10 protein-coding genes and 21 tRNA genes are annotated in these 10,459 nt (G+C 66.2%); 25 read left to right on the forward strand and 6 right to left on the reverse strand.

Annotated elements, in window-relative coordinates; all coding sequences use genetic code 11:
- Nucleotides 1-102 precede the first annotated feature (102 nt).
- The 5 genes from ACWD5O_RS36145 to ACWD5O_RS36165 all read left to right on the forward strand — a co-directional run bounded on the left by ACWD5O_RS36145 (nt 103) and on the right by ACWD5O_RS36165 (nt 960).
- Nucleotides 103-175 (forward strand) — tRNA-Trp (locus ACWD5O_RS36145).
- A 188-nt stretch (nt 176-363) separates the two neighbouring features.
- Nucleotides 364-436 (forward strand) — tRNA-Ala (locus ACWD5O_RS36150).
- Between the two features lie 128 nt (nt 437-564).
- Nucleotides 565-638 (forward strand) — tRNA-Glu (locus ACWD5O_RS36155).
- A 125-nt stretch (nt 639-763) separates the two neighbouring features.
- Nucleotides 764-837, forward strand: a tRNA-Gly gene (locus ACWD5O_RS36160).
- 51 nt (nt 838-888) lie between these two features.
- Nucleotides 889-960: transfer RNA gene (locus ACWD5O_RS36165), tRNA-Gln, on the forward strand.
- An 11-nt stretch (nt 961-971) separates the two neighbouring features.
- On the opposite strand, the gene ACWD5O_RS36170 is transcribed toward ACWD5O_RS36165, so the two are convergent.
- Complete coding sequence (locus ACWD5O_RS36170) at nt 972-1,151, reverse strand: hypothetical protein (protein WP_450088070.1); 180 nt, start codon at nt 1,149-1,151, stop codon at nt 972-974.
- Between the two features lie 84 nt (nt 1,152-1,235).
- Between ACWD5O_RS36170 and ACWD5O_RS36175 the strand changes: the two genes are divergently transcribed.
- The 3 genes from ACWD5O_RS36175 (at nt 1,236) to ACWD5O_RS36185 (ending at nt 1,465) form a co-directional block, all read left to right on the forward strand.
- Nucleotides 1,236-1,314 (forward strand) — tRNA-Leu (locus ACWD5O_RS36175).
- Between the two features lies 1 nt (nt 1,315).
- A tRNA-Thr gene (locus ACWD5O_RS36180) sits at nt 1,316-1,391 on the forward strand.
- 1 nt (nt 1,392) lies between these two features.
- Nucleotides 1,393-1,465 (forward strand) — tRNA-Gly (locus ACWD5O_RS36185).
- Between the two features lie 130 nt (nt 1,466-1,595).
- Here the strand turns inward: ACWD5O_RS36185 and ACWD5O_RS36190 are convergent.
- A complete protein-coding gene (locus tag ACWD5O_RS36190) occupies nt 1,596-2,057 on the reverse strand; it encodes an NUDIX hydrolase (protein WP_450088078.1) in 462 nt (153 codons plus the stop codon).
- A 185-nt stretch (nt 2,058-2,242) separates the two neighbouring features.
- Here ACWD5O_RS36190 and ACWD5O_RS36195 point away from each other — a divergent pair, with 185 nt between their 5' ends.
- Nucleotides 2,243-2,800 (forward strand): dihydrofolate reductase family protein, encoded by a 558-nt coding sequence (locus ACWD5O_RS36195; RefSeq protein WP_450088071.1) that lies wholly within the window; start codon nt 2,243-2,245, stop codon nt 2,798-2,800.
- Here the strand turns inward: ACWD5O_RS36195 and ACWD5O_RS36200 are convergent.
- Both ACWD5O_RS36200 and ACWD5O_RS36205 read right to left on the reverse strand, forming a co-directional pair.
- Entirely contained in the window at nt 2,782-2,925 is a 144-nt protein-coding gene (locus ACWD5O_RS36200; RefSeq protein ID WP_450088072.1) for a hypothetical protein, read from the reverse strand. The genes ACWD5O_RS36195 and ACWD5O_RS36200 overlap by 19 nt on opposite strands.
- A gap of 231 nt (nt 2,926-3,156) precedes the next feature.
- Nucleotides 3,157-4,029 carry a hypothetical protein gene (locus ACWD5O_RS36205; RefSeq protein ID WP_450088073.1) on the reverse strand — a complete coding sequence of 291 codons (873 nt, stop codon included), beginning with the start codon at nt 4,027-4,029 and terminating at the stop codon, nt 3,157-3,159.
- Nucleotides 4,030-4,406: 377 nt separating this feature from the next.
- Between ACWD5O_RS36205 and ACWD5O_RS36210 the strand changes: the two genes are divergently transcribed.
- Nucleotides 4,407-4,583, forward strand: coding sequence for a hypothetical protein (locus tag ACWD5O_RS36210; RefSeq protein ID WP_450088074.1), 177 nt, complete (start codon nt 4,407-4,409; stop codon nt 4,581-4,583).
- A gap of 350 nt (nt 4,584-4,933) precedes the next feature.
- On the opposite strand, the gene ACWD5O_RS36215 is transcribed toward ACWD5O_RS36210, so the two are convergent.
- Nucleotides 4,934-5,260 carry a helix-turn-helix domain-containing protein gene (locus ACWD5O_RS36215; RefSeq protein WP_450088075.1) on the reverse strand — a complete coding sequence of 109 codons (327 nt, stop codon included), beginning with the start codon at nt 5,258-5,260 and terminating at the stop codon, nt 4,934-4,936.
- A complete protein-coding gene (locus ACWD5O_RS36220) occupies nt 5,257-6,189 on the reverse strand; it encodes a tyrosine-type recombinase/integrase (RefSeq protein ID WP_450088076.1) in 933 nt (310 codons plus the stop codon). Before ACWD5O_RS36220 ends, ACWD5O_RS36215 begins: the two co-directional genes overlap by 4 nt.
- Nucleotides 6,190-6,561: 372 nt before the next feature.
- Here ACWD5O_RS36220 and ACWD5O_RS36225 point away from each other — a divergent pair, with 372 nt between their 5' ends.
- The 15 genes from ACWD5O_RS36225 to ACWD5O_RS36295 all read left to right on the forward strand — a co-directional run bounded on the left by ACWD5O_RS36225 (nt 6,562) and on the right by ACWD5O_RS36295 (nt 10,075).
- A complete protein-coding gene (locus ACWD5O_RS36225) occupies nt 6,562-7,005 on the forward strand; it encodes an HNH endonuclease (protein ID WP_450088077.1) in 444 nt (147 codons plus the stop codon).
- A gap of 80 nt (nt 7,006-7,085) precedes the next feature.
- Nucleotides 7,086-7,161 (forward strand) — tRNA-Leu (locus ACWD5O_RS36230).
- A 1-nt stretch (nt 7,162) separates the two neighbouring features.
- Nucleotides 7,163-7,238, forward strand: a tRNA-Thr gene (locus ACWD5O_RS36235).
- Nucleotide 7,239: 1 nt separating this feature from the next.
- Nucleotides 7,240-7,313, forward strand: a tRNA-Thr gene (locus ACWD5O_RS36240).
- Between the two features lie 5 nt (nt 7,314-7,318).
- Nucleotides 7,319-7,392, forward strand: a tRNA-Ile gene (locus ACWD5O_RS36245).
- Nucleotides 7,393-7,403: 11 nt separating this feature from the next.
- Nucleotides 7,404-7,488, forward strand: a tRNA-Leu gene (locus ACWD5O_RS36250).
- Nucleotides 7,489-7,566: 78 nt separating this feature from the next.
- Nucleotides 7,567-7,638 (forward strand) — tRNA-Ala (locus tag ACWD5O_RS36255).
- Between the two features lies 1 nt (nt 7,639).
- Nucleotides 7,640-7,713, forward strand: a tRNA-OTHER gene (locus ACWD5O_RS36260).
- Between the two features lies 1 nt (nt 7,714).
- Nucleotides 7,715-7,801 (forward strand) — tRNA-Ser (locus ACWD5O_RS36265).
- Between the two features lies 1 nt (nt 7,802).
- Nucleotides 7,803-7,880: transfer RNA gene (locus tag ACWD5O_RS36270), tRNA-Ile, on the forward strand.
- 1 nt (nt 7,881) lies between these two features.
- Nucleotides 7,882-7,954, forward strand: a tRNA-Arg gene (locus tag ACWD5O_RS36275).
- A 5-nt stretch (nt 7,955-7,959) separates the two neighbouring features.
- A tRNA-Pro gene (locus tag ACWD5O_RS36280) sits at nt 7,960-8,033 on the forward strand.
- Between the two features lie 5 nt (nt 8,034-8,038).
- A tRNA-Pro gene (locus ACWD5O_RS36285) sits at nt 8,039-8,112 on the forward strand.
- 297 nt (nt 8,113-8,409) lie between these two features.
- On the forward strand, nt 8,410-9,693 hold the full coding sequence (locus ACWD5O_RS36290) for an IS701 family transposase (protein WP_450088079.1): 1,284 nt from the start codon (nt 8,410-8,412) through the stop codon (nt 9,691-9,693).
- Nucleotides 9,694-9,999: 306 nt separating this feature from the next.
- A tRNA-Lys gene (locus tag ACWD5O_RS36295) sits at nt 10,000-10,075 on the forward strand.
- The last annotated feature ends 384 nt before the right edge of the window (nt 10,076-10,459 follow it).

Genomic DNA, 10,459 nt, shown 5'->3' on the forward strand with positions numbered 1-10,459 from the left:
TGAACTGGTCATGCCCGTCCTGCTGCCCGCAGCGAAGGCGCGTCTACACCAACCATCCCAAGCCGGACACCCGTCACGACTTTGCCGGGACCCTGACTCCATAGGGGCGTAGCTCAACTGGTAGAGCACCGGTTTCCAAAACCGAAGCTTGCAGGTTCAAGTCCTGTCGCCCCTGCTTTTCGTCCCGGCCGCGGCCGGCGGCGTTGTTGATTCTCAACTCCACAGCGGATGGAATAAGCAAGACCCTCGGCCGGCGCCTGCACGGGCCGGCCGGGGGGCAACACCTCCGGGGCGAGGGAGACGGCTGACCCGCTCGCTTTGGGAGCGAGAGACACGGGGTTCGACACCCCGGTCCCGGACTATGGGGTTGTGGCTCAGCTGGTAGAGCGTCGGCATGGCACGCCGAAGGTCAGGGGTTCGAGTCCCCTCTTCGCCACGTACCGATGCCCTCCTGTCGTAACTGGTAGCGCACGGGAGTTCAGTCCCCGAGGACTCCGATCATGTCCGGGGGAGGGCACGTCGACGGGTTCAATTGTGCGCGACCACGATCCCCGCCGGCTCCATGGGCCGTTGGAGCAAGCTGGCAGCTCACCGGGTTCTCAGCCAGGAGGTCACGGGTTCGAGCCCCGTACGGCCTACGCAATACATGCCACGCGGTCGTGGTGAACTCGGCGGACACAACGGTCTTCCAAACCGAGATCTTGTCGTACACCGCGCGTGGCAGCTCCAGTGTGAATAGTCGGTGGGATTCGGTTGGCGCCGCGCGGTAGTCGCCCAACAGGTAGGGCACCTGCCTTCCAAGCAGGCACAGACGGGGTTCGAGTCCCCGCTACCGCTCAGCGATCCTGGGAGGGGCCAGCGGGTTCGATGCCCGCCGGCCGCTCTCGTTCCGGGATGCTCTGCTGGCTGGGCGCCCGGACTTTGGATCGGGGGACGCAGGTTCGATTCCTGCTCCCGGAGCTCAACGCACCTCAGGACTTGAACGGATCCGCCACCGCCTCCACCACTTTGTCGGCGATGCGGCCCCGGCCCTGCCTGGTCGGCTCGGGCAGACCGGCGTTGCGCCAGCTCTCGACCCACCTCCGCCGGATCTCGCGGCGCTGCGCCGCGTCCATCGTCGTGGGCTGGCGCGACGGCTGGAAGCGCGACATCTTCGTCATGGTATTCGGCAGCGGCCGGCCGGCGGCGATGAACGGCGCAAGTTGCTTCCACCTCCCTGCAACCAGCGGAATCTCGCCTCGGTAGCCCAACCCGGTAGGAGGCAGCGCGCTCAAACCGCGCACAGTGCGGGTTCGAATCCCGCTCGGGGCACCACGCCGTCGTAGCTCAGTCGGTAGAGCAGCGCCATGGTAGGGCGCAGGTCGCCGGTTCGATCCCGGCCGACGGCTCCATGCGGACGTAGCGCAGCTGGTAGCGCATCACCTTGCCAAGGTGAAGGTCGCGGGTTCGAATCCCGTCGTCCGCGACCCGCCTAAGTTCATGCGAACTGAAGTTGCTTCAGGACGAACTTGGAACCCCTCCAACGCCTTGAACAGCACCTCGCCTTCAAGTTCGAGGTGAAGTTGAGCCGGCGGCCGGGTTGGTGAGCGGGGTGTTTAGCCAGCTTCGAACGTCGGTCGGGCAATCCAGGCAGCGGAGTCCTGGTCGGCGGCAAGGGCCAGGCAGCGGGCTTGATGGGGTGGCAGAGGTGGAACGGCATGCAGGTCGAACCAGCCGACCTCCACCGACTCGTCGTCGTTGACCCGCGCCCGACCCCGCAGGAGTCGGCATTGCAAACCAACCGTGAGCCAGTAGACCTGGTCGCCGTTGGGCACGACAGATAGGTCCAGCGCTTCGACCGACAGCAGTCGCTCGACGGTGACCTCAACGCCGGCCTCTTCGAATACTTCGCGGGCCGCCCCGTCCGCTGGCTGTTCGCCGGGTTCCAGGCATCCTGTGGTGAGGGCCCAGTCTCCGGTATCTGAACGCCGAACCATCAGTACGCGATTTTCCTCGTCGAGCACGACCGCGATGACGCCGGACAGCGGCAGCGGGGCGTGGCCGATTTGGGTGCGCAGGGCGACGACAAACTCAGGTGGTTCTGATTGCGAGTAGCGGTCCCGACTGGGCGGGAGTTTGGGTCCCGGCGTCTTCCGGCGGGGTTCATTGGGCGTGAGTTTGGGACCCGGGGCGCGTGTACCTCGAGCTCGCTGACGCCACGCCCGCCTGGCCGCGACGCCGTAGTGGCGTAGAGTCGCCGGCCATGGGACTGCTCACCTTCAGCCTCAACCTCACCCTGGACGGTTGCGTCGACCACCAGGAGGGGATCGCCGACGACGAGACCCACGCCTTCTTCACCCGTCTCATGGACGAGGGCGGGGCAATGCTGTGGGGTCGCGTCACCTACGAGATGATGGAGAGCTACTGGCCGGCCGTCGCCCGCGGCGACGAGGAGGCGCCGCCGGCCATACGCGAGTGGGCGGTCAAGCTGGAGGCCAAGCCCAAGTACGTGGCGTCGGCGACGCGCAAGGACTTCTCGTGGGCCAACAGCTACCACATCGCCGGTGATCTGCGCGAGGGCGTGCAGAAGCTCAAGGACGCGACCCCGGACGGGGTCCTCCTCGGAAGCGGCAAGCTCGCGACCGAGCTCGACCGGCTGGACTTGATCGACGAGTACAAGCTGCTCGTCCATCCCAGGATCGCCGGCCACGGCCCGACGCTGTACCAGAGCGGGCTGCCCGGCACGCGCCAGCTCGAGCTGCTATCGGCGGAGCCGCTCCGCAACGGCGCGGTGGCCATGCACTACCGCCGCGCGCGTTGAATCACAAGGGTCCATCGCCGCCAGCTCACCGGCAGCGCGGCGTCCTGCTCTTCGAGGACATCCTCGCCTTCGAGGAGTCGATCGGCGCTGCGCGGCGAGCGTGAAATGCCCTTCTCCGCGGCCACGACATCACCGGCGGCCCCGGCTGGTTGATCGACATGCTTGCGCTCACCCGCCGACGCCTCCAGGGCGGGACCCGAACTCCCGCACATTGATCATGGAGTAACACTCCGCACTGGGCCCAGAAGAGACGCCTATCTGGGCCCCGTTTCCACGACCGAAGCCACTCAGGTATGGCGATGGAGAGCCACCTTATGGGAGGCCCTGCGGGCGGACACGGTGGCCCAAGGCGCTCGTCATGTCGGTTGCTCACCCTTCGAATGGAATCGAGGTTCATCGCTGAAAAGCTGTTCGGCGAGCCGCAGGTATTTCAGGGCGGTCTCCTTGCTGCAACCGAATACGGCCTGAAAGTGCAGTGGGTCGGGGCCGTGAGCAGTAAGTTCGTCGAGCAGCCGGTCGTGGCGGAGCTCGGTTAGGGTGATGCCGAGCGATTTCATGTGGATCTTGTGCCAGGTGCTGCTGACTTCTCCCATCTCAACTGCGGTCTGCTGGCTGATCAGCAGGTGCGGATTTTGGGTGCTGGGCCATCGGGCCCGGCGGTGGTCGAGGTAGGACGTCAGGGCCCCAAGCGTGAGGTCGTGCAGAGGCCAAGGCTGCCCGTCGACAAGTAGGACCCGTTCCCCCAGGTTGACGTCGTCCAGCAGAAGGCGGCGCATCTGAGCTGGTCGGAGAGCTTGTCCCACTGCTAGCCCAACCAGGACGGCTCGCTCTGGTTTGCCGGTAGACCAGTCGATCGCTCGCCGAAGTTCTTTGTCGGGCAGGAGCCGGGCATTCGGGAGCCGATCGTCGGCGGGGAGCGATAGCTGCGTCGTCGGGTTACGGAAGATCATCTGATCTCGCTTGAGCCGGCGGAACAGTGAGCGGAGGGCGCCCAGCCGACCGGTGCGCTGGAGCAGCGTCTGGTTCTCGGCGAAGGCAAGGGACTTGATGTCGTCCCGGACGACCTCGCGTAGCGAGTCATAGCGTTCCGACCAGTTCCGGAGGGCCGGGACCAGATATGCCAGCTGGCGGCGGACACCGTCCGGCGGACGTTCTCGGGATCGAGGCAGTCTGCCGGACAGGAAATCGACCTGACGCGATTCACCCACGATAACGAAGTCCTCCCTCATGATTCGCGGCTCTTTCATGCCCGCGCCCCGGCCGCCAGGCTGGCCGAGACCAATGGTTGGACCAACGAAACCGCCCGAGGAGTGGATCGCGCTCTCGTGACGGCCCTTTGCGGCTGGCCCGACGATGGGCGGCCGGTCCGCATGTCCGAACTACATCAGCTTGCCCCTCGGAACATGTCTGCTGAACGCACTGCAGAGGTGCTCAGCGAGATGGCTTTGTTGCACGCGACACACCGGGACGCTCTGGCCGAGTGGGTCGATAGGCAGCTTGACGGCTTGGCACCACGCATCGAGCACGAGGTCCGACACTGGATACGCCGCTGATCGAATAGCAGACCCTGGACGGCCCTGGGAGGCTCCCAGGGTGGAGGCGGAGGATGGCCGAGGACCTGTGGCCGGCCGGGATTCGCGAGCTCGAGGTGAGGCAGCATCCCCGCGAAGAACAGTTGCTGACTCGGATATCGATCGAGCCGGGGTATCGGATTCGCCTGGTGTTGAGTCTCCGCCCGACGACGGGCCTCGTGCCGGCAAAGTCGGCAGCTCCCGTCGACTAGCGCGGCTTCGCGAAGGCAGAACTCACAGGTTCCGACAGGATGGCGCAGGCGGAGCTTGTAGCAGGCGTAGCAGAGAGGGCCGAGGAAACCCCACGCCTTCCGGCTGCGGACGGTTCCCCAGGAAAGGCAGTCGCGGCAGCTGCGGTGGCTGGCGTTGGGATGGCAATAGCGGCAGTAGCCCCGGGTCCAGTGAGCTCCTTCGCCGCAAACCTTGCAGGGCGGGGGATCGCCCTGGCCGGGCAACGCGCACCACCAGCAGAGATAGAGGAATCTGCCGTTCCCGCCCGCGACGGGCTGAACCTGGCACCGCTTGCAAGTCCGAGGCTGCCAAAGGGCGTCGAGAGGGTCGGTCATTCAGGCGGTAGCGTCCGGCCGCCGCGGGCACCGCCGATCTGGAAGCGACCTGGCGAGGTGCTCTGACCGGCGGCGATGGCGGTCTGACCAGCGCTCCGAAGCTTAACGACCGGCTCGGGAATAAGGAGTTCCTCGACTCCGCAGCCCAGCACGGTGCAGATCACGTCTAGTTCCTCTAGCTTCACGCTGGCCGGCTGGCCGGACCACAGCCCGGACATCTTGCCCGTGCTGATGACCAGGCCGTAGTCGGCGAGCTTGCGCTGAAGCTCGCTGGCCTTCCAGATCCCGCGGTTGGCGGCGGCGAGTCGCAGGTTCCACTTCATGACGTTGCCCCTGCCAGACGACGTTGTGTGCGGTCGGATGCCTTGGTCCAGGAGTCTTCGACGTGGCTGCGCAAGACGTGGACGTATCGCATCGTCGTCGCGATCCACTCATGGCCGAGCAGTTCCTGGATAGCGACGAGGTCCATTCCAAGGCGATAAAGCTCGGAGGCGCAGTAATGCCGCAGGACGTGAGGCGTGATCCTCCCGGCCCACTGCGGTGCGTAGCGCTCGACAGCGTCGGTCAAGCCTTTACGCAAGGAAGAGATGCCGACGCGCTTGGCGCTGCCGTCGGTGTTGCGCCGCTCCGAGCAGAACAACGGGCTGCTGGGCCGCGACCAGTGGCGTGAGTCCTCGAACTCCGGTCGCACCTCCTGGACGTACCACTCCAGGAGGGCGTCGGCCTCGTTGATCAGAGGGACGATTCGTGTCCGAGGGCCGCTGCCGAAGGATCCCTTGCCGTAACGAACGTGCAGCTTGGGGAGTCGGCCGAACTCGGGAGCGTCCTTGATGTCGTCGAGATCGAGCTTGGTGGTCTCGTTGATCCGGACGCCGATCTTTGCCATCAGCCGGCAGGCGATGTAGTCGCGCGCCTCGGTGTTGAACTTCCTGGTGTTCTCCAAGTCCGCGCGCCAAGCCCCGAACAACTGCTTGAGCACCGTCTCGGGAGGGGGAATACGGATGGGTCCGTCCTGGTGGCCGCGAGGGCGGTTGATCTCGTCCAGCGGGCATTCCGGAGCCTGGCCCGTCAAGTTGTAGATCTCGGCCGCGTGACGCTTCTCCAAGTAGGTGAAGAACACCGTGATGGAGCAGGACTGTGCTGTCTTGGTCGATTTAGCCATGCCCTTCAGATGCCTGCCGAAGTAGCGATCGGCGTCGGAAGGTTCCATCTCCCAAAGTGGCTTGTCGAGCCAGTCGCGCAGCGCGGTCAAGTTACGCACGTCGGCGCGGATGGTGCTATCCGCCCACCCCGCGCTCGACCGGGCAAGCACAAACCCGGCTAGCGCGTCGGTCTCCAGCGCCTCGATCTCGGCGGGGGGTGGGCGGCTGACGGCGGCTGCCCAGATCCTTCACGAGAGCCAGCGACATCAGACCTCGACCTTCAACAGAGCAGACGATCTTTCATCAAGGTCGACAAGGTTTCAGAAATCATGAAGCTTTGTCAAGATCGCCCAAGACTCGCTGGGGCCGGCGAGGTGCTGTTCAAGGCGTTGGAGGGCTTTCAAGCCCGTCCTGAAGCAACTTGAACTTGGGCGACATCCCACATCTCAACGATCACCGGCCACGACAGAAAGGAGGGCCCGGTGGACGCTGTTCTCGTCCTCAACGCCGACCTGGGACCGCTGCACCGGGTCCCCGTCAAACACGCGATCCGGATGCTCATGCGCCAGGTCGCCGAGATTCACGAAGCCGAGCCCGACCGGCTCATCGGCGTGTTCCCCAGGCCGAAGGTCGTCCGGCTGGTCCGGTACGTCGTCACCCGGTGGCGGTACACCCACGGGCCGGCCTGGTCGAAGGGCGGCGTCCTGGCCCGCCACAGCCGCCGGTGCGGCTACTGCTCCGGCCCGGCCGCGACGGTCGACCACATCCTGCCCCGCTCGCGGGGTGGGCAGAACACCTGGCGGAACACCGTCAGCGCGTGCGCGCCCTGCAACCAGGCGAAGGGCGACCGGACCCCGGCCGAGGCCGGCATGGTGCTGCGCATCACGCCGCTTGTGCCGTCGTGGGGGTCGCTGGCGCAGCGCTGACCCGGCCGGAGGGCCCGTCGCGGTCCGCCGGCCACCATTCCGCTTGATCGAAAGTACGGTGCGTTCCGCGTGTGAACCCCGCCCTCGTAGCCCAGCGGTAGAGGCACGACGTTGAGGACGTCGCCAGGGTGGGTTCGAGTCCCGCCGAGGGCACCAGGCCGGCGGAGCACGGGTGGCCGTGCGGCCGACTTGTAATCGGCAGGCTGCGGGTTCGACTCCCGTCGCCGGCTCCACGCCAGCGAAGCTCACCAGGGCAGAGCGCGCCCCTCGTAAGGGCGAGGATGCGGGTTCGACTCCCGTCGCTGGCTCTCGCGCCGACGTAGCTCAGGTAGTCAGAGCGACCCGCTTATAAGGGGAAGGCCCCCGGTTCGACACCGGGCGTCGGCACGCAACATCACGCGCTCGTGGTGGAACTCAGGTAGACACGCGCCGTTCAGAGCGGCGTGCCCGAAAGGCGTGGGGGTTCGACTCCCCCCGAGCGTACGCAAGGCCGAAGGTGGAGTGGAGCCGCCGCCCCGGGGCACCGGGGAGAACCGGTTCGACTCCGGACGGCCGCGCTATGGGTTGAGTGCTGGTGCACAGCGTCGCTTTGCAAGCCTCGCGTGCGGGGTTCGATCCCCCGTCGATCCACCATGCTCCGTTAGCTCAGGGGGAGAGCGCCGGCCGTCAAGCCGGAGGTCGCCGGTTCGAAACCGGTACGGGGCGCCATGAAGAGGTGGCCGAGCTGGTAATGCAGCGGGTTGCTAACCCGTAACGGGTCACACCGTCGGGGGTTCGAGTCCCTCCCTCTCCGCCATGTCGTCGTGGCCAAGTTGGTGAAGGCACTGTGCTGATAACGCAGAGATGCGCTGGTTCGATCCCAGCCGACGACACCATGCCCCCGTGGCTCAGCGGATAGAGCACCAGATTACGGATCTGGGGGTCGCGCGTTCGAATCGCGCCGGGGGCACTCATCGGGATATAGCGCAGCTTGGTCGCTCGCTGCACCGGGGGTGCAGAGGTCGTCGGTTCAAATCCGGCTATCCCGACTCAACGGGTACCAGCTGAGCTTGGGAGAGCGCCGCGTTCGGGACGCGGAGGCCGGGGGTTCAATTCCCTCGTACCCGACGTTGAATCGCAAGGCCCGGATTCCCACCGCGTATGTCGCTCGACTGGGGCTCCGCCCCGGCGCGGTGGGTGTAGCCGGGGTTCGACTCCCTGGGCGGGTCTGGCAGACGTCGCGGCGGGGCCAGCCGAAGATTCACAGTTTGGAGGGGCTAGTACGGCAGCCGCCGTTCGGGATCCTGGTCCAGGCCGCTGAATGCAGAGCGGCCACCGCGTGATCGTCTGTATGTTGTGGACAAACAGTCGGATCTTGCGGTGGCCGCGGGTCACAGCGTAGACGCTGCCGGATGGCAGCGTGTTCTGGACGGGGTGCTCGGCTGTTTCGCGGGCCGTTTCGGTCGGGTGGAACCGCGTCGGGCTGCCGCCGGGTTCGTGACCGGGCTGCTGGCCGAGTTGGAGATCAAGACATGTTGGCAGCTTGCTGAGCAGGCCGGACATGCCCGGCCGGACGCGATGCAGCGGTTGCTGTATCGGGCGGTTTGGGACGCCGAGGCTGTTCGTGACGACGTGCGGGACCTGATCGTCGGACGGCTCGGTGATCCGGAGGCGGTGCTGGTCCCGGACGAGACCGGTGACCTGAAGAAGGGCATCCACACGGTCGGGGTGCAACGTCAATACACCGGAACAGCAGGTCGGATCGAGAACGCCCAGGTCGCAGTGTTCATGACCTACGCCGGCCGGCACGGGCACACCCTGATCGACCGCCGCCTCTACCTGCCGGTGTCATGGACCGATGACCCCGACCGGATGGAGGCCGCGGGCGTGCCTGATGACATCGGGTTCGCGAAGCGCTGGGAGTTGGCTGCGGACATGATCACCGCAGCGCTGGACGCCGCGGTGCCCGCCCGGTGGGTCGCGGCGGACGAGGCCTACGGCAACAGCGGCAGCTTCCGATCCCGGTTACGCGACCTCAATTTGGGCTACGTCCTGGCCGTCTCGTGCGATCACCTGGTTCCGCTCGACGGCGGCAAAGCCCGCTGCCGCGCCGACCAGATCGCCGCCGGGCTACCCGCAACCGCCTGGCAACGCCGCTCAGCCGGCACCGGATCGAAAGGCCCTCGCCTCTACGACTGGGCCTGGCTCGATGAGGTCACCACCGACACCGACCCGGGCGACCACGGCAGGCACAGCCTGCTGATCCGCAAGAACTACACCACCGGTGAGCTGGCCTTCTACCGCTGCCGGAGTCCGCAACCAGTCAGCCTCGCCACGCTCGTGCGCGTCGCCGGGATCCGCTGGACCGTCGAGGAAGGCTTCCAAGCAGCGAAAAGTCAGGTCGGTCTTGACCAGCACCAAGTCCGGCACTGGAACTCCTGGCACCGCTTCACGACCCTCGCCCTGGCCGCTCTCGCAGTCCTGACGATCTGCGCCGCAGACAGCCACGACCGCGACGACGACCCGTCCCGACACACCATGATCGAGCTGACAGTCAACGAGATCCGCCGCCTGATCAACACCATCATCATCGAACCGGCCCGCCACCTGACCCATCGTTTGCACTGGTCAGGATGGCGACGCCAGCACCAACTCCGCGCCCGCAGAGCCCATCACACCCGACGCCTCAACCTCGAACTCCAGCCATGATCCCGAACGGCGGCTGGAGTACTAGCCGACAGATGGCGACGGCCACCGTCTCGAAAACGGTTGGGGTGAAATAGCCCGTAGGAGTCCGACCCTCCTTCCCTCCGCCAAGCCGCAGTGAGACCGACATCGTCGTCCTGGACTTCGACCACCAGCGCGACAAGGAGGTCGGGGTGAACGCACTGGTGGGGCGCCGGCGCTCCGTGGGATCGAACCCTCGTCGAGATCGAGAAGTGTGAGGTGGTCTGCGCCAACGACCACCGCCGTCGAACGGCCCGCACCTTCAGGTGGCCGCGGCTCGACGGCCGAGCGCCGCTAGCTCATGGGGTAGAGCTGCTGACTCTTATTCAGTAAGTGCAGGGTTCGAGTCCCTGGCGGCGTACCAATTCACCCGGTAGCTCAGTGGACAGAGCGCTCGTTTCCTGCACCGGGCCGTCGCAGGTTCGAGTCCCGCTCGGGGGACGTGATCTTCTTGATTGGGGTGCGCCTGGACCGGTCGGTCGTCGCGTCAGCGGTCGCGTGGGTGCTCCGGCGGCTCTAGAACGTCCGATGGTGGCGGTGGTGGCTTCTTAGGGCCGAATCCGGCCCGCAACAACCAGAGCACGAGGCCCGCCACGATGACGGCGATCAGAAGAACGCATGCTATCCCCCCGGTGATGCCCACATCGCGAAGCTATCGCGTTGTGCACAGCGGGGGGCTCGGTTTCGAGAATGCTCGATCAAGTGGGTGACGGCCTCGGCCGAAGCTGACGACCCGGCCCAGCCTGCC

This window comes from Micromonospora sp. NPDC005161 (assembly GCF_053599855.1).